Origin of the sequence: Streptomyces sp. x-19 (assembly GCF_046549115.1) — a bacterium.
Taxonomy (GTDB): Bacteria; Actinomycetota; Actinomycetes; order Streptomycetales; family Streptomycetaceae; genus Streptomyces; species Streptomyces albulus_C.
The window spans coordinates 404,061-429,649 of the sequence record NZ_JAJPWK010000006.1 but is presented as its reverse complement, the minus strand read 5'-3'; the positions used below and the strand labels follow the sequence as shown (position 1 = coordinate 429,649).

At 76.3% G+C, this 25,589-nt stretch carries 1 protein-coding gene; it reads left to right on the top strand.

The features are described 5' to 3' along the window. The first annotated feature begins 19 nt into the window (after positions 1-19). Positions 20-25,585, top strand: a complete 25,566-nt coding sequence (locus ACLJT4_RS18800) for an amino acid adenylation domain-containing protein (protein WP_411123406.1) — start codon at positions 20-22, stop codon at positions 25,583-25,585. Positions 25,586-25,589 lie beyond the last annotated feature (4 nt).

Here is a 25,589-nt window from a genome sequence, read left to right as displayed (position 1 = left end):
GGCAAACGGGGAAGGGACCATGGACAACAAGCGCGCTCTGCTGGTCAAGCTGCTGCGGCAGGTGGCGACGGCACGGCCCGGGGGCGACGCCGACGAGGGCATCGCCGTCGTCGGACTGGCCGGGCGGTACCCGCTCGCCGACACTCCCGACGCGCTGTGGGCGAACCTCCGGGACGGCCGGCACTGCATCACCGAGGTCCCGCCGGAGCGCTGGGACGCGGCCGAGCACTACGCCCCGGACGGCGCCGACGCCCTGCGCGCCCACACCAAGTGGGGCGGCTTCCTCGCCGACGTGGACAAGTTCGACCCGCTGTTCTTCCACATCTCGCCGACCGTCGCCGAGAACATGGACCCGCAGGAGCGGCTCTTCCTCCAGACGGCCTGGGAGACCCTGGAGGACGCCGGCTACCCGCCGCGCACCCTGGGCCGGGACAACCCCGTCGGCGTCTTCGTCGGCCTGATGAACAGCAACTACGAGTGGATGGGCGGCGAGGCGGCCGCCCTCGGGGTGCCCACCGACGCCCACAGCGACCACTGGTCGCTGGCCAACCGCGTCTCGCACGTCCTGGACCTGACCGGCCCCAGCATGGCGATCGACACCGCCTGCTCGGCCTCGCTCACCGCCGTGCACCTGGCCTGCGAGAGCCTGCGCCGCGGCGAGTGCAACGCCGCGATCGCCGGCGGCGTCAACCTCATCCTGCACCCCAAGCACCTGGCCCTGTACTCGCGGCGCAACATGGTCTCCCACGACGACCGCTGCAAGAGCTTCGGCACCGGCGCGGACGGCTTCGTCGCGGGCGAGGGCGTGGGCGCCGTCCTGCTCAAGCCGCTGCGCCGCGCGGTGGCCGACGGCGACCGGATCCACGGCGTCATCCGGGGCTCGGCCGTCAACGCCGGCGGCAAGACCGTCGGTTACACCGTCCCCAGCCCCACCGCCCAGGCCGAGGTGATCAAGGCCGCGCTGCGCCGGGCGGGCGTGGACCCGCGCGACGTCAGCTACGTCGAGGCGCACGGCACCGGCACCCCGCTCGGCGACCCGATCGAGATCGCCGGCCTCCAAGAAGCGCTCGCGGGGAACGACCCGGCCGCACCGGGCACGGTCGCCGTCGGGTCGGTGAAGTCCAACATCGGGCACCTGGAGTCGGCCGCCGGCATCGCCGGGCTCACCAAGGTGCTGCTCCAGATGCGCCACGGCCAGCTCGCCCCGTCGCTGCACTCGGCCGAGCCGAACCCGGAGATCGACTTCGCGGCCACCCCGTTCACCGTGCAGCAGGAACTGAGCGACTGGCCGCGCCGGACCGCACCGGGCGCGGACGGCCGACCGGTGCTGCTGCCGCGCACCGCCGGCGTGAGCTCGTTCGGCGGCGGCGGCGCCAACGCCCACGTGGTCGTCGAGGAGTACCTCCCCGAGCGGGAACGCACCGGCTCGACGACCGGACCGCAGCTGCTGGTGGTCTCCGCCCGCACCCCGGAGCGACTGCGCGAACAGGCCGGGCGCCTGGCCGACTTCCTGGCCGACACCCCCGCCCCGGCGGCCCCCGAACCGGCCGCCGCCCCCGTCGCGGCGGAGCCCGCGCACCTGGCGCGGTGCGCCCGGCTGGCCGCCGAGGTGCTGGGCGTGCAGGAGAGCGAACTCGACGCCGACGCCGACCTCGCCGACTTCGGCTTCGGCCCCGCCGAACAGGCCAAACTGGCCCAGCGGTTGCACGAGGACCTCGGGATCGAGGTGCCGACGGCCGCCCTCGCGGGCGCGACCCTGCACACCCTCGCCGCCTCCCTCGACGCTCCCGCGCCGGCCGCCGACGCCCCCGCCGACGCGAACGATGCGACCGACGGGCGGTACCTGGCGGACGTCGCCCACACCCTCCAGGTCGGCCGCGAACCGATGGACGCCCGGCTGGCGTTCGTCGCCCACGACCTCGCACAGGCCCGGGCGCTCCTGCGGGACTTCGCCGACGGCCGGACCGAGCAGGTCGCGCACGCGGTCCTGACCGGCCGCGACGGCCTGACCGCGGAGGCCCGCGCACGCCTCGAACGGGCCCTGGACGACGGGGACCTGACCACCGTCGCCGACCTGTGGACCCGGGGCGCGCAGGTGGACTGGGCGCGGCTGCGCACACCGGGCAGCGCCCTGCGCACCGCCCTGCCCACCTACGCCTTCGCCCGCAAGCGCTACTGGATACCCGAGGTGCGCCGGCGGCCCGCCGCGGCGGCGGCCGAACCGGTCGCCGCCCCGCCCCGCGAACCGGCATCGTCCGGCGCCGCCATGGCGTACTACGGCCCGGTGTGGACCGCGGACGACCGACCGTCCGACCCGCCGGCCGCCCCCGCCGCCGCACGCGTCCTGATCCTCGCCACCGAGGCGTCCCACCCCCTGGCCGACGCCCTCGCGGCCCGCCACCCCGGCGCCGCCGTGCGCACCGTCCGACTGGACCGGGCCGCCGCCGTGGACTGGGCGGCGGACGCCGCGGCCGCCGACCGGGTGTACCACCTCGCCGGCGTCCGGCCCCCGGGCGCCCGCACCGCGTCCCTGGCCGAGGACCAGGAGACCGGCATCACCACGCTGTTCCGGCTCGCCGGGCACCTCACCCGCACGTCCCACGCCCGCACGCTCACCGTCGTCACCAGCGACGTGCACCGGCTGCCCACCGGCAGCGGCGGCAACCCGCACGCCGCCGCCCTCCAGGGCCTGACCCAGGTCCTGCCCAAGGAGGTGCCGGGGCTACGGGCCGTCTGCGTGGACCTCGACGCGGCCGAGGCCGGGGACGAGTCGGGCCGGGCCCGCCTGGCGGCCGCCGTGGTGGCCGAGCCGGGCGACCGCGCCGGCGACACCGTCGTGCTGCGCCGCGGCGTCCGGTACGTGCGCCGACTGACCGAGCTCGCCCCGCAGCGCCCGCAGCATCCGGTCTTCCGCGACGGGGGCGTGTACCTCGTCGTCGGCGGCACCGGCGGCATCGGCCGGGCGCTGAGCGAGGAACTGGCCCGCACCCACCGGGCCCGTCTGGTCTGGCTCAGCCGCACCGCGCCCGACGCGGCGCAGCGCGACACGATCGAACGGGTCCGGGCGGCCGGCGGCGACGTGCTCCACGTGGCGGGCGACGCCGCCGGCGAGGACGGCGTGCGCCGGGCCGTCGAGGCGGCCCGCACCCACTTCGGCGCGCTGCACGGCGTGTTCCACTCCGCGATGGTCTTCAACAACAGCGCGCTGGCCGAGCTGACCGAGCACGCGTTCCGGGCCGCCGTCGCGGTGAAGATGGAGGGCTGCGCGGCCCTCGCCGCGGCGCTGGGCGACGCGCCGCTGGACTTCCTGGCGTTCTTCTCCTCCATGGGCGCCTTCGCCGGTTCCGCGGGCAACGGGACGTACACCACCGCCACCGCCTTCGAGGACGCCTACGCCCTCGACCTCGACCAGCGGCTGCCCTACCCGGTGCGGGTCGTCAACTGGGGCTACTGGGGCGAGGTCGGTTCCGGCGACCGGCCGGGACTGCGGCAGATGTTCGCCGAGCTCGGCGTCGAGGCGTTCGGGCCGCGCGACGGGTTGGACGCGATCCCGCTGGTCCTGGCGGGCCGCACGGCGCAGGTGATGCCGATCCGCGCGCACGCCGGCGCGCTGGCGGCCCTGGGCCTGGCGACCGTCCCGTCGGCGGACCCGGGCATCGACCGGGTGGCGGCGGCCCACCGGCGCCTCGACGAGCTGAGCGAGACCGCGCTGCTGGGCGCCTTCCAACGGATGGGCGTCTTCGCCCGCTCCGGCGAGGTCCAGCCCGTCGAGGGGCTGGCCGAACGGCTCGGCGTGCCGGCCAAGTTCGCCCGCCAGCTCCGCGCGCTGCTCAACATGCTGGTCCGCGCCGGCCACCTGGTCGACGAGGGCGACCGGGTCCGTGCCCTGCCCGCCGTCGACACCGCCCCCGTCGGGACGGACGAGCTGCGCACGGCCTTCGACCGGCTGGCCGTAGAACACCCCGACCTGGCGCCCGTGGTGACACTCACCCGGATGTGCCTGGAGCGCTATCCGGAGGTGCTGCGCGGCACGTTGCGGGCCACCGAGATCATGTTCCCCGACGCGTCGATGGACCTGGTCAAGGACTTCTACAAGGGCAATCCGCTCACCGACTGCTTCAACGACATGGTCGCCGACGCCGTCCGCGCGCACCTGGCCGCCCGGCCCGCCGGCGAGCGGATCCGGGTGCTGGAGCTGGGCGCCGGGACGGGCGCGACCAGCGAGCGGGTGCTGCCGGTGCTGGCCGCCCACGCCGACCGGGCGGAGTACTGGTTCACCGACATCTCCGCCCGCTTCCTCGAACACGGCCAGGAGCAGTTGGGGCGGCAGCACCCGTACACCGTGTTCCGGGTCCTGGACCTGGAGAAGGACGTGGCCCGTCAGGGCTTCGAACCCGGCACCTTCGACGTGGTGGTGGCCACCAACGTGGTGCACGCCACCCGCGACCTGCGGACCACCCTGGGCAAGGCCAAGCACCTGCTCAAGCCGGGCGGCCGGCTCGTCCTCAACGAGCTCACCACCCTGCGCAGCAGCAACACCGTCGGCGGCGGGGTCCTGGAAGGCTGGTGGCTGTCGCAGGACGCCGAACTGCGGATGACCGACGCCCCGTTGGCCACCCCCGAGACCTGGCAGCGGCTGCTGCGGGAGGCCGGTTTCGAGGCCGTGACGGTGCGCGGCGGCACCGCCTCCGACGGCACCGACCTCGGGCAGAGCGTGGTCACCGGCCGCAGCGACGGTGCGGTGGCCGGCCCGGCGGCCGACACCGTGCCGCAACCGGCCGCCCGAGCGGCGGCCGGCCCGGCCGCCGGCTCCCAGGACGCGGTGCTCGCCCGCCTGGTGGCGGTCGCCCGACGCGCCCTGAAGATCGACGAGGAGATCAGCCCCGACCTGCCGCTCCAGGAGTACGGCTTCGACTCGCTGACCGGCATGAAGATCGTCTCCGGCATCGCCGACGAGTTCGGGGCCACGGTCGAGCTGAACGACTTCTACGAGTACCCCACGCTGCGCGAGGCGGCCGCACACTTCCTCGCCAGCGGCGTGCTGACCGGCCCGGACCCGGACCCGGACCCGGACCCGGACCCGGACCCGGACCCGGACCCCGCGCCCACCGCCGCACCCCCGGCGCCGTCCGCGCCGGCCGGGACCGTGGCGCCGGCCGGGCCCGCCAGGTCCGCCGCCCACGTCCTCGGCGCACCCGAGGTGACCCCGCCCACCACCCGCCACCCGCTCTCGCGGGGGCAGTACGCCCTGTGGGTCGTGGAGCAACTGGCCGACGGTGCCGGCGCCTACAACCTGCCGCTGGCCTCCTGGCTGGCCCCGGACGTGGACGTCACGGCGCTGCGCACCGCCCTGCAGAGCCTGCTGGACCGGCACCCGCAGCTGCGCGCCACCGTCCGCACCGAGGACGGCGAGCCGTTCCTGTCCGTCGACGGCTGGCAGGAACTCTCCTTCGTCCAGCGGTACCTGACCGTCACCGACGACGCGGTGGTGCTGGAGCGGCTGCGCGAGGAGGTCCGCCACCCCTTCGACCTGGCCCGCGGCCCGCTGCTGCGCGCCACGCTGTACAGCCTCGCCGACGGCCGCCGGGCGCTGCTGCTGGTCTTCCACCACATCGTCTTCGACGGCGTCTCGATCGGCGTCTTCCTGCGCGAACTGGAGGACGCCTACCGGGCCGCGGCCCAGGGCCGCGCCCCGTCGGCCATCGCCCCGTCCGCCACCTACGCCGACTTCACCACCCGCCAGCACGCGCTGCTGGCCGGCCCCGAGGGGGAGCGGCTGCGGGCGTACTGGACCCGGCGGCTGCACGGCGAACTGCCGGTCCTCCAACTGCCGTTGGACCGGCCGCGGCCCGCGGTGCCCAGCTACCGCGGGGCCAGCGTCGAGGGCCGGATCGACGCCGCGCTGACCGACGCCGCCAAGCGGCTCGCCCGCACGCAGCGGGTGTCGCTGTACGTCGTCCTGGTGGCGGCCTACGTCGCGCTGCTGCACCGCCACAGTGCCCAGCGGCGCATCCTGGTCGGCACCCCCACCACCGGGCGCCCCGCCGACGGCTTCGACGACGTCCTCGGCTACTTCATGAACATGGTCGTGCTGGACCAGGAGGTGACGCCGGACGCCGCCTTCACGGCACTGCTGGGCCAGGTCTCGCGCACCGTCTCCGAGGCGCTGGAGCACAGCGCGTACCCGCTCATCGACGTCGCCCGGGCCCTCCAGGAGGACGGCCGGGGCACCGCCGGCCCGTTGTTCCAGGCCGCCTTCTACTTCCAGAACTGGCTGGACCGCGGGCGCGCCCAGGACGGCCTGGTCCGCGGCATGGTCGACGGGGTGCACCAGGAGGGCGAGTTCGACGTCACCCTGGAGGTCATCGAGGAGCGCGACGGCTGCCGCTACACCGTCAAGTACAACCCGGACCTGTTCGACGAGGACACCGTCCAGCGCCTCGGCGCGGGCTTCGTGCGGCTGCTGGACGCCCTGGTCACCGCGCCCGACCGGCCCGTCGGCACCGCCGACTTGCTGGCCCCCGAGGAGCGGCGCGCCCTCCACGAGGAGTGGAACGCCACCCGGCAGGACTACCCGCGCGACCGGCTGGTGTGCGAACTCGTCGACGAGCAGGCGGCCGCCCGGCCCGACGCCGTCGCGGTGGTCTGCGGCGCGCAGCGCCTGACCTACCGGGCACTCGCGGACCGCGTCGACCGGCTGGCCGGCCACCTGCGGGCGCGCGGCGCCGCCCCCGGCCGCACGGTCGGCGTGCTGATGGAGCGGTCCGCGGACCTGCTCGTCGCCCTCCTCGCGGTGCTGAAGGCCGGCGGCGCCTACGTGCCGCTGGACCCGTCCTACCCGACCGCCCGGCTCGCCCACATGGCGGCCGACGCCCGGCTGCACCTGCTCGTCGCCCACTCCTCGACCGAGCACCTGCTCGCCGGCGCCGTGCCGGAGACCGTCGTCCTCGACCGCGACCACGAGCTGATCGCGGCCTCGCCCGGCGCCGGTCCGGTGCCCGGCGCCACCGCCGAGGACACCGCCTACGTCCTGTACACCTCCGGCTCCACCGGTGAGCCCAAGGGCGTCGAGGTCGGCCACCGGGCGCTCGTCAACTTCCTCGTCTCCATGGCCCGCGAGCCCGGGCTCGGCCCCGACGACCGCCTGTTGGCGCTGACCACGGTCTGCTTCGACATCGCGGGGCTGGAGCTCTACGGCCCGCTGATCACCGGCGGCCGGGTGGAGATCCTGCCCACCGAGGACGCCCGGGACGGCGTGCGGCTGCGCGCCGCCCTGGAGGCCGCCCGCCCCACCGTCGTCCAGGCCACGCCCGCCACCTGGAAGATGCTGCTGGCCGCCGGCTGGCCGGGCGATCCGGCGCTGAAGGTGCTGTGCGGCGGCGAGGCGCTGGACCAGGACACCGCCGACCGGCTCACCGCCGGCTGCGGACAGGTGTGGAACCTCTTCGGCCCCACCGAGACCACCATCTGGTCCGCGGCGGACCGCCTCCTGCCCGGCGCACCGGTCACCATCGGCCGCCCGCTGGCCAACACCCAGCTCTACGTCCTCGACGAGCACCGGACCCCGCTGCCCGTCGGCGTGCCCGGTGAGCTCTACATCGGCGGCGACGGCCTGGCCCGCGGCTACCTGGGCCGGCCCGAGCTGACCCGCGAGCGGTTCGTCGCCAACCCGCTCGCCGACGGCCCCTCGCCGCGCCTGTACCGCACCGGCGACCTGGTGCGACGGCTGCCGGACGGCCGGATCGGCTACCTGGGCCGGATCGACTCCCAGGTCAAAGTCCGCGGTTTCCGGGTGGAACTGACCGAGATCGAGGCGACGCTGCGCCGCCTGCCGGGGGTGCGCGAGGCCGTGGTCGTGGCCCGCGAGGTCACCCCGGGCAACGTCGGCCTGCGCGCCTTCTACCTCGGCACCGACAGCCCCGACAGCCCCGACAGCCCCGACAGCCCCGACAGCCCCGACAGCCCCGACAGCCCCGACAGCCCCGACAGCCCCGACGGCCCCGACAGCCCCGACGGCACCGACAACGCTGAGGGAGCCGCCGCGGTCGACAAGGACGCCCTGCGCGCGTGGCTCCCGGAGTACATGGTCCCGGACGTGCTGGTGCGGCTGCGGTCCTTCCCGCAGACCCTGAACGGCAAGGTGGACCGCACCGCCCTGGCGGCCCGGGAACTCACCGCGCTGCGCGCCGCGCACGGCGCCGGCGACGCCGAGCCGGCCGCGCCCGCCGCCCCGCAGGGCCGCACCGGCCACCAGGACCGGCTGCACGCCGAACTCGCCGCCATGGTCGGCGAGCTGGTGAACCTGCCCGCCGAATCGGTGCCGTCGGACACGCCGTTGGGCGAACTGGGCATGAACTCGGTGACCTTCACCGCCCTGAGCACCGCGCTCCAGCGGCGCTTCGGCATCCCCGCCAACCCGACGCTCTTCTACCAGTACCCGACCCTGACCACCCTGGTCCCGCACCTGCACGGCACCCACCCCCAGCGCCTCGCCGCCGCCTACGGCGCGTCGGCCCCCGCCGCGCTCACCGACGACCGCGCGGCGCAGCTGCCGGCCCCCGCGGTGGCGCCGGCCCCGGCCGACGGCCCGCACCCCGCCGGCGACGCGGACGTGGCGATCATCGGCATGGCCGGGCGCTTCCCCTCCTCCGTCGACCTCGACGCCTTCTGGGACCACCTCGTGAGCGGGCGGGACCTGATCCAGGAGATCCCCGCCGACCGCTGGGACTGGCGCGACTACGCCGAGGACGCACCGGCCGCCCCCGACGCACCGCGGGCGGGGCGCGCGGGCGGCGGCACCTCGCGGTCGCGGTGGGGCGGCTTCCTGCCCGACGTGGACCGCTTCGACGCGGCGTTCTTCGGCATCTCGCCCCGCGAGGCCGAACTGATGGACCCGCAACAGCGCCTGGTGCTGGAAGCGGTGTGGACCGCGGTGGAGGACGCCGGCTACCGGCCGGGCGACCTGGCGGGCCGGCGCGTGGGCGTCTTCCTCGGCGTCACCAACTCCGACTACCCCGAGGTGCAGCGGGCGGCGGGCCGCGGCATCGAGGGCCACACCGTCACCGGCTCCGCGCTGTCGGTCATCCCCAACCGGGTGTCGTACCTGCTGGACCTGCGCGGTCCCAGCGTCGCGGTGGACACCGCCTGCTCCAGTTCGCTGACCGCCGTCGAGCAGGCCGTGACCGCCCTGCACGAGGGCAGCTGCGACCTGGCGCTGGCCGGCGGCGTCAACCTGATCCTCAGCCCCGCGCTGTACGTCGCGCTCAGCCGCGGCGAGATGCTGAGCGAGGACGGGCGCTGCAAGGCGTTCGACAGCCGCGCCAACGGCTACGTGCGCGGCGAGGGCGTGGGCGTGGTGCTGCTCAAGCCGCGGGCCGCCGCGGAGCGGGACGACGACCCGGTGCACGCCGTGATCAAGGCGGTGGAGGTGGGCCACGGCGGCCGCACCAACTCGCTGACCTCACCGAACCCCAACGCCCAGGCCGACCTCGTCCTCGCCGCGCACCGCAGGGCCGGCACCGACCCGGCCACCGTCGGCTACCTGGAGGCGCACGGCACCGGCACCGCGCTCGGCGACCCCATCGAGATCGCCGGCCTGAAGGACGCCTTCGCCGCGCTCCACCGCGACGCGGGGACCCCCGTGCCGGACCGGCCGACCTGTCTGGTGGGCTCCGTGAAGACCAACATCGGCCACCTGGAAGGCGCGGCCGGCATCGCCGGGCTCATCAAGACGGTGCTGGCGATGCGGCACGCCGAGATCCCGGCCACCCTCCACTACGAACGCCGCAACCCCTACGTGGACTTCACGGGCACGCCGTTCGAGGTCGTGGACCGCCTCCGGCCGTGGCCGGCGCCCCAGGGCCCCGACGGGCGGGCACTGCCGCGCCGGGCCGGGGTGAGCTCCTTCGGCTTCGGGGGCGCCACCGCCCACGTCGTCCTGGAGGAGGCCGTGCGGCCGCGCCGGGACGCGCCCGCGCCGCACGGCACGCTGGTCTTCCCGCTGTCGGCCCGGACCGCCGAGGCGCTCGCCGAGACCGCCGACCGGCTCGCCCGGTTCCTGCACGCCGGCACCGTGGCGCTGCTGGACGTGGCGCACACCCTCCAGGTCGGCCGCGAGGCGTTCGAGGAGCGGCTGGCGATCGTCACCGACGACCGCGCCGCACTCCTGGCCGCGCTGGCGGCCACCGCCCGGGACGCCGCCCACCCCGCCGCCCTCCGCGGTCGGGTCCCGGCCGGGCGGCCCGCCGCCGCGACGGACGGGGCGCCCCTCGGGCTCGCCCCGGTCGAGCTGGCCCGGCGCTGGGCCGGCGGCGCGGACGTCGACTGGCGTGCGCACGCACCGGGTGGGGCGCCGGCCGCGCGCCGCATCGCGCTGCCCACCTACCCCTTCGCCCGGACCCGCCACTGGGTGGCCCCGGGCCCGGCCGCGCCGGAGCGCCCCGCCGCCCCGGCCGCCGCACCCGCGCTCCACCGGGACCTGCTGGACCGCAACGTCTCCACCTTCCGCGGCACCGCCTTCGACAAGACCCTGACCGGCGCCGAGTTCTTCCTGCGCGACCACGTCGTGGCGGGCACCCCGGTGCTGCCCGGCGTCGCCTATCTCGACATGGCCCGCCTCGCCGCCGAACTCGCCCACGGCGCCCCCGCCGACGGCCCCCGCGCGACCCGCATCGAGGACGTCGTCTGGGCCGCCCCGGTCACCCTCGACGACGGGCCCCGGCGCGTCCGCCTGCGGCTGACCCCCGGCGCGGACGCCGCCACCGCCCGCTTCGAGCTGGTCGGCGTCGACGCGCGCGGCGAACGGGCCGTGCACGGCAGCGGACGCCTCCACTTCACGGCCCCCGCAGCCGATTCCGCCGCCGGTACCGCCGGCGACCCCGAAGCGGGCGCGGCAGAAAGGCGGTTGGACCCGTCCGCGGTCCGCGCCCGCTGCACCACGGTGCGCACGCACGAGGAGTGCTACGCCGTCTTCACCCGGCACGACTTCGCCTACGGGCCCTGCCTGGCGCTCCTCGACGAGGTCGCCCACGGCACCGACGAGGCGCTGGCGGTGCTGAGCCTGCCCGCCGCGCTGCGGGACACGGCGGCCGACTACCGCTTCCACCCCGCGGTGTTCGACGCCGCGCTCCAGGCCGTCGGGGTGTTCGCGGCCGACTCCGCCGACCGGCCCCACCTGCCGTACGCGATCCGCGCCGTCGAACTCCTCGGCGACGCGACCCGGGCCCGCTACGCGCACGTCACCCGCGCCGGCCGGGGCGCGGTCTTCGACATCCGGCTGGCCGACGCCGACGGCCTGGTCGTCGCCCGCATCGACGGGTTCACGCTGCGCCCGGTGCCCGGCGCGGGCCCCGCGGACGGGCCCGGGACGGGCCGGCCGGACACCGCCGGGACCGGCAGCTACGTGCCGGAGTGGACACCGCTGCCCGCCGCCGCCCCCACGGCGCCGCGCGGCACCGTGCTCCTCCTGGACGCCTCCGGCACCGACGGCACCGACGGCGCGGACCTGGCGGCGGCCGTCGAGGCCGGCACCGGCGGCGCGCACGCCGTCCTGCTGCCGCTGCGCTCCGCACCGGACGCGGCGCGGGCGCTGGAACGGGCCGCGACGGCGGCGGCCGGACCGGACCCGGTGCGGGTCGTGCACCTCGCCCCGCGCACCGGCGACGCCGAACACGCCCTCGACGTCGGCTTCGGCGCCGCCCTGGAGTTCTGCCGCGGCTGGATGGCCCGGCGGCTGGGCCCGCTGCGCTACCTCTACGCCCACCGGACGGACTCCCCGCACGCCGCGCTCGACGAGGCGATGGGCGGCTTCGCCCGCTCGGTGCGGCTGGAGCACCCGCACCTGCACCTCACCACCCTGGCCTGCGCCGACGACCGCGACCCGCACACCGCACTGCTGGCGGAACTGGCGGCGGACGACGGCCCGGTCGAGGTCCTGGCCGACGCGACGGGCCGCCGCACCCGCACCTGGCGGGCCGTCACCCCGCCCCACCCGGCCCTGCCGAACGCCCCGTTCGGCACCGGCGGGGTGCACCTGGTCACCGGCGGGACCGGACGCCTGGGCGTCCTCGTCGCCGAACGGATCGCCGCCCGCACCGCGGGCACGGTGGTCCTGGTGAGCCGTTCCGAGCCGGGCCCCGACGCCGCGGCGGCGATGGCCCGGGCGGTCGCGGACGGCGGCCGGATCGTGCACCTGCGGGCGGACGTCTCCCGCCGGGCCGAGGTGGACGCGGTCGTCCGGGAGACCAGGCGCCGCTTCGGCGCCCTCACCGGCGTCGTGCACGCCGCGGGCGTGCTGCGCGACGGCTTCGTCCTGCGCACGACGCGGGCGGACGCGGACGCGGTGCTCGGGCCGAAGGTGCTCGGTGCGCTGTGGCTGGACGAGGCGACCCGCGACGAACCGCTGGCCTACTTCTGCGCCTTCTCCTCGCTCGCCGCGGTCCTGGGCGGCGTCGGGCAGTCGTCCTACGCCTACGCCAACGCGTTCCTGGGGGCCTTCCTCACCGCCCGCGACGCCGCCCGCCACGGCGGACTGCGCGCGGGCCGGAGCCTGGCGGTGGACTGGCCGCTGTGGCGGGACGGCGGGATGACCGCCGACGCCGCTGCGGTGGCCGCGTTGCGCGACGGGCTGGGCGTGGTGCCGCTGGAGAGTACGGCGGCCCTGGACGCCTGGGAGCGGGCACTGGCGGCGGGTGCGCCGCGGGTGCTGGTGGCCCAGGGCGACCAGGACGCCCTCGCCCGCGCCCTGCCCGGCGGCGACCCCGGCGCCGCGCCCGCGGCACCGGCCGGCACCGCCGTTCCGGCCGCCACCGCCGCGCCGACCGGCACGTCCGTCGTCGTGCCGGAGCCGGCCGCCGGGTCCGGGGGCCGGCCGTCCGCCGCGGGTGAGGACCTCGGCCCGCGCACCGAGGAGTACCTCGTCGGCCTGCTGGCGGAGGAACTGCGGATGCCCGCCGACCAGGTGGACGTCGACGAGTCCTTCGAGCGGTACGGCATCGACTCGCTGCTGGTGATGAGCCTGACGCGGCGGCTGGAGGAACACTTCGGGCCGCTGTCGAAGACGCTGTTCTTCGAGTACCTCACGGTGCGCGAACTGGCCGGGTACTTCGCGGCGAAGCACCCCGAGGCACTGGCGGCGGCGCTGGGCACCGACGCCCCCGGCGATGCGGACCCCGGCGATGCGGACCCCGGCGACGCGGACGCCGCCGGCAGCACGGCCCCCGCCGCGGCCGCCGGCACCGCGACCGCGGCCACCGACGCCCCCGGCGACGCCCCGGCCGAGGAGGCCGCGGCGCCCGCCGACCCCACGGACGACGACGCCATCGCGATCATCGGCGTGGCCGGTCGCTACCCGCAGGCCGACACCCTCGACGCCTTCTGGCGCAACCTGCGCGAGGGCACCGACTGCATCGAGGAGGTGCCGGCGGACCGCTGGGACCACGCCCGGTACTACGACCCGGACCCGCAGACGCCCGGCCGGACCGCGGCGAAGTGGGGCGGTTTCCTGTCCGACCCGTTCGCCTTCGACCCGATGTTCTTCCGGATGTCCAAGACCGAGGCCGACCACCTCGACCCCCAGGAGCGGCTGTTCCTCCAGACGGTCTGGCACCTGTTGGAGGACGCCGGCTACACCCGGCAGAAGGCCAACCGCGGTCGCACCGGCCTGTTCGTCGGCATGATGTACGGCCACTACCAGCTCTACGGCGTCGACGAGGCGCTGCGCGGCACCGGGGCGGCGACCTCGTCCTCCTACGCCTCGGTGGCCAACCGCGCCTCGTACTTCTTCGGCTTCACCGGCCCCAGCGTCGCGGTGGACACCATGTGCTCGTCCTCACTGGTCACCCTGCACCTGGCCAGCCAGGCGCTGCGCGACGGCGACTGCGAGGTGGCGGTGGCCGGCGGCGTGAACGTCACCAGCCACCCCGTGAAGTACCTCCAGCTCAGCCAGCGCGGCTTCCTCTCCAGTGACGGCCGGTGCCGCAGCTTCGGTGAGGGCGGCGACGGCTACGTACCGGGGGAGGGAACCGGCGCGGTCCTGCTCAAGAAGCTGTCGGCCGCCGAGCGCGACGGCGACCGCATCCTGGCGGTGCTGCGCGGCTCGGCCGTCAACCACGGCGGCGCGAGCAAGGGCTACAGCGTGCCCAGCCCCCGGGCCCAGGGCGAGCTGATCGCCGCGGCGACCGCCCGCTCGGGCCTCGACCCGCGGGCGATCACCTACGTCGAGGCGCACGGCACCGGCACCGCCCTCGGCGACCCCATCGAGATCAGCGGACTGATGCGGGCCTACGAGGACCAGGACCTGACCGGCCGGCGGATCGCGATCGGCTCGGTGAAGTCCAACATCGGGCATGCCGAGTCCGCCGCGGGCATCGCCGCCGTCACCAAGGTCCTGCTGCAACTGCGCCACCGCCAGTTGGTGCCGTCCCTGCACGCCGAGCGGCTCAACCCCCACATCGACCTGGCGGCCACGCCGTTCGAGGTGCAGCGCACCACGGCCCCGTGGCCCGCCGCGGTCGACGCCGCCGGCCGCACCCTGCCGCGGGCCGCCGCGGTGAGCGCCTTCGGCGCCGGCGGCACCAACGCCCATCTGATCCTGGAGGAGTACGTGCCGCACGCCCGGCCCCGGTCCGGCCACGTCCCGCAGCTGTTCGTGCTGTCGGCCCGCGACGAGGAGCGGCTGGCCGAGTACGCCGGGCGCTTCGCGGAGTTCCTGGGCGGCGAGGGCGCCGACACCGATCCCGAGGCCCTGGTCTGGACGCTCCAGACGGGCCGGGAGGCCATGTCCCACCGGCTCGCCGTCACCTTCGCCGACCGTGACGAACTGGTGGCGCGACTGACCGCGTACCGGGACGGGCGCACGGACGTGGCGGGCGTCCGGACCGGGACCGCCGCGCGCAGCGGTGCCGCCGCGGTCCGGGCGGACGCGCTGCCCGTCGAGGAACTGGCCCGGCACTGGGCCGGGGGCGGGGCCGTGGACTGGGAGTCGGGGGTGGGTACGCCGCCGCTCACCGTCTCCCTGCCCGGCTACCCCTTCGAGCGGCAGCGGTGCCGGCTGGACGTGGCGCTGCCGGCGCCCGGCGACCCGGTCGCGACCCACCCCGCGCCCGCGCCCGCACCCGTGCCCGTGCCCGAGTCGGAGCCGGTGCACGCAGAGCGCGTGCGGCCGGAGTCGACCGGCCGTCCGCGGGAAACCGTGCTGCTGGCCAAGGAGTGGCAGGCCGCGCCGGTCGCCGCCGGTGAACTGCCGCGCTCCGTCGCGGTCCTGGCGGCCCCCGGCAGCCGGGCGCTGGCCACCCGCCTGTGCGCCGAGCTCCCGCACGCCCGTCTCCTGCTCCCCGACGACCTGGCGGCCGACGCACCGGACGCCGACCGCGGCGCCCCCGCCGCCGCGCCCTACGACGCCCTGGTCGACCTGACCGGGTGCGCCGCGGACGGCGCCGCCGGCGAGGACGGTCTGGAGGGGTGGCTGCCGTGGCTCCAGCGCCGGATCGCCGGCGGCTCCGGGCTGCTGGCCCTGGGCGTCACCCGCGGCCTGGAACGCCTCGGCGACGCGACCGTGAACCCCGCGGGCGCCACCCGCGCCGGGCTGTACCGCATGCTGCAGAGCGAGTACGGCAAGATCCGCTCCCGACACGTCGACCTCGACCCGGCGGCCGACGACGCCACCGCCGTACGGCAGTTGCTGGCCGAACTCGCCGCCCCGGACGACGAGGGCGAGGTCGCGCTCCGCGGCGACGGGCGCTTCCGGCCCCGGCTGCGCCCGCTGCCCCCGGACGCCGCCGGCAGCCCGGCGGCCTTCCCCGCCGACGCCGTCCTGTGGGTCACCGGCGGCACCCGCGGCCTCGGTCTGCTCGCCGCCCGGCACTTCGTACGGCGGCACGGGGTGCGCAAGCTCGTCCTGACCGGCCGCGAGCAGTTGCCGCCGCAGCACGACTGGCCGGCGCTGCGCCACGAGCCCGGCCCGCGCGGCGAGAAGCTGCGCGCGCTGCACGAACTGGCCGCGGACGGCGTCGAACTGCGGGTGCTGTCGGTGCCGTTGACCGACGCCGCGGCGGTGGCGGACGCGGTGCGGGACGTCCGGGAGACGATGGGCCCGATCGCCGGGGTGCTGCACTGCGCCGGCCTCGTCGACGGGGAGCACCCGGCGTTCGTCCGCAAGCCGCTGGAGCGGGTCCGCGAGGTCTTCGCCCCCAAGGTCGCCGGCCTCGACGCGCTGGTCGCGGGCCTGGCCGACGAACCGCTGCGCTTCTTCGTGCTGTTCTCCTCGGTCGCGGCCGCGGTGCCCGCGCTGGCCGTCGGCCAGAGCGACTACGCGATGGCCAACGCCGCGATGGACTACGCGGCGCTGGCCGCCCCGCCCGGCCTGCCCCTGGTGAGCCTGCAGTGGCCGAGCTGGCGGGACAGCGGCATGGGGGAGGTGCGCAGCCCCGCCTTCCGGCGCACCGGCATGGGCAGCCTGACCGACGAGGAGGGGCTCGCCCTGCTGGACCGGGTGCTGGCCGGCGGCCACGGGCCCGTGGTGCTGCCCGCCGTCGTCGACGACCCCGCACTGTGGCGCCCGGAGGTGTTGACGGCTCGCAAGGCGCCGGACGCCCCCGAGGCGCGGCCGACGGCGTCGCCGACCACCCCGGCGGCGGCCCCGGCCGTCCCCGCCCCGGCCGTCCCCGCCCCGGCGGTGGCCCCGGAAACGGTGTCCGCGGCCGTCGACTGGATGCTGGACCGGCTCGCCGAGGACCTGGGCTTCGCGCGCCACAAGCTCTCCGCCGAGGTGCCGATCGAGGACTACGGCATGGACTCGATCATGGTGACCCAGCTGATGACGTCCGTCGGCAAGCGGCTGGGGTCCGAGGACCTCGACCCGTCGGCACTGCTGGAGCACTCCTCGGTCTCGGCCTTCACGAACTGGCTGGCGACGCGCCACGGCGCGGCGCTGACGGCGGCCTTCGGCCCCGAACCGGCCGCTGAGCCGGCAGCCGAACCGGCCGCTGAGCCGGCCGTCGAACCGGCCGCGGAGACCGCCGAGCCGACCGCCCCGGCCCGAACGCCCGCCCCCACGGCGACGGTTGCCGCCGTCGAACCCCGCCGCACCGTCACCGCCCGCGTCGACACCGACCCGGCGGCCACGGCCGACGCCGCGCAACCGGCCGACGCCGGCCCGCTCGACGTCGCGGTGGTCGCGGTGGCCTGCCGGTTCCCCGGCGCGCCCACGCCCGAGGACTACTGGCAGCTGCTGCGCACCGGCCGCAGCGCCCTCGCGCCGGTGCCGCCGGAGCGCTGGGGCCGCCCGACCCCGTACCACGCCGGACTGATCGACGGGTACGGGGAGTTCGACCCGGAGTTCTTCCTCGTGCCCGACAGCGACGCCGCGGCCATGGACCCGCAGGCGCTGCTGCTGCTGGAGGAGACGCTGCAGCTGTGCCACCGCGCCGGCTACCCGCACCAGGAGCTCAAGGGCCGCCCGATCGGCGTCTACATCGGGGGCCGCACCCACCACGTGCCGGACGAGCGGACCCTCACGGCGGCCCGCAACCCCATCGTCGCGGTCGGTCAGAACTACCTGGCCGCCAACATCTCGCAGTTCTTCGACTTCCGGGGCCCGAGCGTGGTGGTCGACACCGCCTGCTCGTCCGCGCTGGTCGCCATGGGCATGGCCGTCCAGGGGCTGCGCACCGGCGAGATCGAGGCCGCGGTGGTCGGCGGGGTGAGCCTGCTCAACACCGACCAGGCGCACCGGGTGTTCTCCCGCCGCGGCATCCTCGGCACGGACCCCGCCTTCCACGTCTTCGACCGGCGGGCCCGCGGCATCGTGCTCGGCGAGGGTGCGGGGCTGGTCCTGCTCAAGCCGCTGCGGCGGGCGCTGTCCGACGGCGACCAGGTGCTCGCCGTCGTCAAGGGGCTCGCCGTCAACAACGACGGCCGCACCGCGGGACCGGCCACGCCCAACATCGCCGCCCAGCGCGCCGTCATGCGCGCCGCGCTGGCGGCGAGCGGCAAGCGCCCCGAGGACATCGACCACATCGAGGCCAACGGGTCCGGGGCGGCCCTCACCGACCTGCTGGAACTCAAGGCGATCAACGAGGTCTACCGGGCCGACTCGGCGCGCCCCTGCGGGCTCGGCTCGATCAAGCCCAACATCGGCCATCCGCTGTGCGCCGAGGGCATCGCCGGGTTCCTCAAGACGGTGCTGATGCTCCACCACCGCGAACAGGTGCCGTTCCTGTCGGGCCAGGAGCCGCTGGACCACTTCGACCTGGCCGCCTCCCCGTTCCGCTTCGTCCGCAGCGCCGAGCCGTGGACCGGCGAACGGCCCACCGCCGGGCTCAACTGCTTCGCCGACGGCGGGACCAACGCCCACGTGATCGTCGAGGGGTGGCGGGAGCCGGCCGGCGGCCGGGCGACCCGGGCCGCGGTGGCCCTGCCCGAGCTGCACCGCCGGCCGGTCACCCGACCGACCCCCGAGCCCGTACCCGAAGGAGCGACCTTGCACCAGCGACTCGTCCTGACCGCCGAGCACCCCGCGGTCGCCGGGCACCGCGTGCACGGCAGGCTGCTGCTGCCGGCCCTGGCCTACGTGGACCTCGTCCACCAGCTGTTCCGCGCGCACGGCGGCACGCCGGAGCGCCTGGAGCTGCGCGACCTGACCGTGCTGCGGCCCCTGGTCGTCGAGGACGGCGGACACGCGGACGTCGACCTGCGGGCCGAGCCCCTCGACGGCGGTCGCTGGCGGGTGCGGGCCACCGCCCCCGACGCCCCGGACCGCCCGTACGCCACCGTCGAGGCGGTCCCGGTCGAGCCCGTCACCTTCGACGGCCGCATCGACCCCGCCCGGCGCCCCGGCACCCCCCGGACGCTGGACGAGGTGTACGCCCAGCACGGCAGCCAGGGCCTGACGCACGGTGGCGCGCTGCGCGCCGAGGGTGAAGTCAGTGAGGACGAGGACGAGTTGATCGCCTCGGTGGCGGTCCGCGCGGCGTTCGCCGCGGACGACGCCGTCACCTTCCACCCGGCGCTGCTGGACGGCAGCGCGATCGCGGCCGGACCGCTGTTCCACGCCGCCGTGGCCGAGGAGGGCCACCTGTTCCTGCCGATCCACGTCAGGTCGTTCCGGGCCAGCGGCCCCCTGGGACGGCGCTGCCTGGCCCGGGTGGACAAGCGAACGGTCGGCCGGGCCCAGGAGTTGGTGTACTTGACGATCGACCTGTACGACGAGGACGGCCGGCAGGTGGCCCGCCTGGAGCGGCTCACCAGCAAACTGGACCGGGTCGGCGCCCCCGCGCGGGGCCCGCAGAACCGGCCGGCGGCCCAACGGCCCGCCGTCGAGCGTCCGGTGGCCGGCACGGCCGGATCGGTCGACGCGGCGGGCGCCCTGCTGCGCGAACTGGTCGCCGCGCGCCTGGGCCGCGACGCCGACGAGATCGACACCGGGATCGGCTACTACGAGCTGGGGCTGGAATCGGCGCAGGTGCTGGAGCTGGTCGGCACGATCGAGGAGACCGTCGGCGAACCGGTCCCGCCCACCCTGCCGTTCGAGTACGCGACCATCCGGGACCTCGCCGGACACCTCGCCACCCGCTACCCGACGGCCTTCGGCGGCACCACCGCGCCGACCGCCACGACCGCGCCCACCGCCGCACCCGCCCCGGTCACCGCAACCGCGGCCGCCCCGGAGCCCGTGCCGGCCGCCCCGGCCACCCAGGACGGCGCCCGCCCCGCCCCCGAGACCGCCCCGGCCCCGGTCCCCGCCGCGGCCGGGACGGGTGAGCCGATCGCCATCATCGGCATGGCCGGCCGCTACCCCGACGCGGACAACCTGGACGCCTTCTGGGCCAACCTGCGCGAGGGACGCAGCTCCGTCACCGAAGTCCCGGCCGCCCGCTGGTCCCAGGACGAGGTCGCGGACGTCCGCGGCCCCAGCGGCCGGCCGGTGTCCCGCTGGGGCGGCTTCCTGGAGGACGTCGACCGCTTCGACGCCGGCTTCTTCCGGATCACCCCGCGCGAGGCCGAGGGCATGGACCCGCAGGAACGGCTGTTCCTGGAGACCTGCTGGCAGGCCATCGAGGACGCCGGCTACACCCCGCAGGGCCTCTGCCCGCCCGTCGGGCCCGACGCGCGCCGCCACGTCGGGGTGTTCGCCGGTGTGATGCAGCACGACTACCTGCTGGTGGGCGCCGACGCGCGGGCCGCCGGCGCGATGGTCCCCCTGGTGCTCAATCAGGGACAGATCGCCAACCGCGTCTCGTTCTTCTGCGACTTCCACGGGCCGAGCGTCACCCTCGACACGGTGTGCTCCTCCACGCTCAGCGCGGTGCACCTGGCCGTGCAGAGCGTGCGGCTGCGGGAGAGCCGGGTCGCCGTCGTCGGCGGCGTCAACCTCTCGCTGCACCCGGCCAAGTACGTCACCTACGGCATGGCCAACATGCACGCCAGCGACGGCATCTGCCACTCCTTCGGCGAGGGCGGCGACGGATACGTCTCCGCCGAGGCCGTCGGGGCGGTGGTCCTCAAGCCGCTGTCCGAGGCGCAGCGCGACGGCGACCACGTGTACGCGGTGATCCGCGGCAGCGCGGCCGGACACGGCGGGGCCACCAGCGGCGTCACCGTCCCCAGCCCGGTCGGCCAGGCGGACATCATCGCCCGCGCCATCGCGGACTCCGGCGTCGACGCCCGCACCATCGGCTACGTCGAGGCGCACGCCGCCGGCACCTCCCTGGGCGACCCGATCGAGGTGGAGGGGCTGGCCCGGGCCTTCCGCCGCTGGACCGACGACACCCAGTTCTGCGCCATCGGCTCGGTGAAGTCCAACATCGGGCACGCCGAGGGCGCGGCCGGCCTCGCGGCCCTGACCAAGACCGTGCTCCAACTCCAGCACGGCACCCTCGTGCCCTCGCTGCACGCCGACCCCGCCAACCCGCACCTGAACATCGAACGGTCGCCGTTCCACGTGCAGCGCACGGCGCGGCCCTGGCTGCCCGGGAGCGGCCCCGACGGGACGCCGGTTCCGCTGCGCGCCGGGGTCAGCAACGTCGGCGCCACCGGCTCCAGCGCCCACCTCGTCCTGGAGGCGTTCCCCGTACCCCGGGACCGGGGCGCGGCGGCCGCCGGCGGGCCGGTCGTGCTGCCGCTCTCCGCGCGCGACGGCGAGCGGCTGACCGCCTACGCCGCACGGCTCCTGGCCCACCTGCGCTCCCAACAGGGCGCCGACGTCGAGGAGGTGGTGCGCGACCAGCTCGCGGCGGTGCTGCGGGTGCGCCCCGCCGAGGTGGACCCCGACGCGGGCTGGGAGGACCAGGGCGTCGAACCGGTGCACCTCGCCGCCCTCCAGAACCGCCTCCACGACGCGGCCCGGCTGAGCATCGACACCGCCGGCCTGCTGGAGGCCGGCACCGTCCGAGCGGTCGCCGCCCGGTTGCGGGACCGGTCCGGGGCGCCCAGCGCCACCCTGGCGGAGCTGGCGTACACCTTCCAGGTCGGCCGGGTCGCGATGCCCGAGCGGGCCGCGTTCGTCAGCCGCGACCTGACCGAACTCGCCGCCCAACTGGAGGCGTTCGTGCGCGGCGACAAGGCCGTGCCGGGCGTCCACCGGGGCACGGCCAAGGACCACCGCGAGGTCGCCGCCCTCTTCTCCGGCGACGACGTCTACCGGGAGGTCGTGCGCGGCTGGGCCGCCCAGGGAGCCCACGACAAGCTCGCCAAGTCCTGGGCCGCCGGCTTCGACGTGGACTGGGCCGCCGGCTACCAGGGGCGCCCGCCCCACCGGGTGGCCGCCCCCACCTACCCGTTCGCCCGGGACCGCTACTGGCTGCGCACCGACGGTGCCGTGCCGCGGCCGGGCGCCGTCGCCGCGCCGGCCGCGGACGGACTCGCCAACACCTCGAACCTGGACGGCACCCGCTTCACCGCGGAAGCGGTCGCGGGCCCCGACGGGCGGTTCGCGCTCGCCGAGGACGCGGTGCTGGAGCTGGTGCGCAAGGCGGCTGTGCGGGCGTTCGACGACCCGAGCGCCGACGTCGAGCCGGCGGACGTGGTGTGGTCCGCCCCGGTGGACGTGCCGGCCGCCGCCGGCAGTCGTGTGCGGCTGCACGTCCTGCTGGTGCCGGAGGAGGACGGCTCGGTCTCCTTCGAGGTCACCAGCGAACCCGCCGACGGCACGGCCGACCCCGTCGCGCACTGCACGGGCACCGTCCTCGACCACGGCGGCCCCGCGCACGACGCGGAGGGCACGGACGACGCCGACCGCACCCACGTGTTCCTCACCAAGCACTGGGACGCCGTCGCCGCGCCGGCGGCCGCCCCGCAGGACGAGGACGGGCCGCGCCGCCGGGTGCTCGTCCTGGCCACCGAGGAGACCCGGGACCTGGCCTGGGCCCTGGACCGCCATCTGCCGGCCCGGCACGAGGTCGTGGTGCGGGAGGTGGACGGCGCCACGGCGCTGCCCGACCCGCGCTGGGACAAGGTCGACGGCTGGATCGACCTGACCGGTTGCGGCACCCGCGCCGGCACCGCGGACGACTGGCTCGCGCTGCTCCAGCGGTTCATCGAGTCCGGCCGCCGGGACCGGATGCGGGTGCTGTGCGTGACCCGCCACCTGGAGCCGTTCGGCGGCGCCCCGGTCAACCTCGCCGGCGCGACCCGCGCCGGGCTCTACCGGGCCCTGCAGAGCGAGTACGCCCACCTGCTGTCCCGGCACGTCGACACCGACGCGGCCCCGACCGACGTCGAGGCGCTGGCGGCGCAGATCGGCGCGGAGTACGCGACGGACGCGGAGGACCCGGCGGTCTGCTACCGCGCCGGCCGCCGTCACCTGCCGCAGCTGCGGCCCGCGCCCGCCGCCGACGTCCCGGCCCCCGAACCGTTCCCCGCCGGGCACGTGCTGTGGGTCACCGGCGGCACCCGGGGGCTGGGCCTGCTCAGCGCCCGGCACCTGGTCCGCTCCTACGGGGCGCGCAAGGTGGTGCTGATGGGCCGCGAGGCGCTGCCGCCCCGCGAGCGCTGGGCGGAGCTGGCCCGCGAGGACTCCGCGTCCGGCCGCAAGGTCGCCGGCATCCTCGCCCTGGAGGCCGAGGGCGCCGAGGTACGGGTGCTCACCACCCCGCTCGGCGACCTGCCGGCGATGCGGGCCGCGGTGCAGGACGTGGTCCGCGAGATGGGACCGGTCGGCGGGCTGCTGCACGCGGCCGGCGCCGGCGACGCGGAGAACCCCGCGTTCATCCGCAAGCCGCTGGAGACGATCCGTCGGGTGTACGAGCCCAAGGCGGCGGGCCTGGACGTGCTCCACGCGTGCCTGGCGGACCAACCGCTGCGCTTTTGGGTGCTGTTCTCCTCGACGGCCTCGGCCGTCCCCAGCCTCGGCGCGGCCAACTGCGACTACGCCGGCGCCAACGCCTACCTCGACTTCTTCGCCGGCGCCCACGCCGGACGGCTGCCGGTGGTCAGCGTCCAGTGGTCGAGCTGGCGGGAGAGCGGCTTCGGCGAGATGACCACCCCCGCCTACCGGCGCACCGGACTGGGCAGCCACCGCGACGCCGAGGGGCTGCGCATGCTGGACGAGGTGCTGGCCGGCCGGACCGCGCCGGTCCTCCTGCCGAGCATCCCCGAGCCCGGGAACTGGCGGCCCGAGCTGCTGCTGGGCCGGCAGATCCCCGAGACGGAACCGGACCGCGGGCCCGCCGCGCCGCGCCCGGCCACCGCACCGGCCGCCCCGGCACCCCAGGCGGCCCCGGCCCCCGCGCCGCTCGCCGCGGGGGACCTCGTACCGGTGATCCGCGGCTGGCTGGTGGAGGTGTTCGCCGAGGAACTGCGCATGAAGAAGGAGGAGTTGGACGGCGGGCTGGCCTTCCACGAGCTCGGCGTCGACTCGATCCTGCTGGCGCAGGTGCTCCAGCCCATCAACCGGCGCATCAGCGACCCGATCGACCCCTCCGCGCTGTACGAGTACGCCACCTTCGACGAGTTCGCGCAGTGGCTGGCGGACACCCGGGGCGACGAACTGGCCCCGGTGCTCGGTGCCGCACCCGCGACCCCCGAGCCCGCCGCCCCGGCCGCGGCACCCGCCCGGCGCCCGGCGCCGCGCCGCCCCCGCCGCGCCCGCCGGGCCCCGTCCCGGTCCGCGGCCCGGCAGCACCCCGCCCGGCCGCAGCGCACCGACATCGCGGTGGTCGGCCTGGCGGGCCGCTTCCCCGGCGGTGACGACCTGGACGGCTACTGGCGCCTGCTGACCGAGGGACGGTCCGCCATCGGCCAGGTGCCGCCGGAGCGTTGGGGCGCCCGCCCCGGCGACTTCGCGGCGCTGCTGCCCGACGTCACCTCCTTCGACGCGGCGTTCTTCGGCATCCCGCCCGAGGAGGCGGCCGCGATGGACCCGCAGGCGCTGGTGCTGCTGGAGGAGAGCGTGGCCCTGCTCGCCCACGCCGGCTACACCCGCGAGGAGGTCAAGGGCAGCCGCACCGGCGTCTACGTCGGAGCCCGCGGCCGACTGCGGGCCGAGGACGAGACCCGGCACTCCATCCGCGCGGTGGGCCAGAACTACCTGGCGGCCAACGTCTCCCAGTTCCTGGACCTGCGCGGCCCCAGCCTCGTCGTCGACACCGCCTGCTCCTCCGCCCTGACCGCGATGAACATGGCCGTCCAGGCGCTGCGCGACGGGGAGGTGGAGTCCGCGGTGGTCGGCGCGGTGAGCCTGCTCACCAGCGGCGAGGCCCACGACGGCATGCGCCACCGCGGCATCCTCAGCCCCGAACCCGCCTTCCACGTCTTCGACCGCCGCGCCGCCGGCGCGGTCCTGGGCGACGGCTGCGGCCTGGTGCTGCTCAAGCCGCTGGACCGGGCGGTGGCCGACGGCGACCGGGTGTACGCCGTCCTCAAGGGCATCGCCGTCAACAACAGCGGCCGGACGGCAGGCCCGACGGCACCCAGCTTCGAGGCCCAGAAGGACGTGCTGCGCACCGCCCTGGAACGCAGCGGCCTGCACGGCGAGGACATCGGGCACGTGGAGACCAACGGCTCCGGCTCGCAGGTGACCGACCTGCTGGAGCTCAAGGCGATCCAGGACGTCTACCGCGCCGGCTCCGACCGGCCGCTGACGCTGGGCTCCGTCAAGCCCAGCATCGGCCACCCGCTGTGCGCGGAGGGCATCGCGGCGTTCCTCAAGGCGGTGCTCTCGCTCGTGCACCGCCAGCAGGCGCCGTTCCTGTCCGGCCAGGAGCCGCTGGACCACTTCGACCTGGCGGCCTCCCCGTTCCGCTTCCCGCGGGCGGTGGAGGGCTGGACGGACCGGCGACCGGTGGCCGCCGTCAACTGCTTCGCCGACGGCGGGGCCAACGCCGCCGCGATCCTCGCGGCGTGGGACGACGCGGCGGCCCCGACCCCGGTCCGCAAGCCGCTGTCCGCGCCCCTGCTGGACCGCCGCCCGCTGCCCGGCACCGCCCGTACCGCACCCGTCGCGCCCGTCATCGAACCTGCCGCACCCGTCACCGACCCCGCCGCAGCACCCGCCGCGGGCTCCCCGCTGATCTGGGAGACCTACGCGGCCACGGCCACCACCGGCTCCGAGGGGCAGTCCACGCCGTCCACCGTCTGGGAAAGGTTCTAAGACC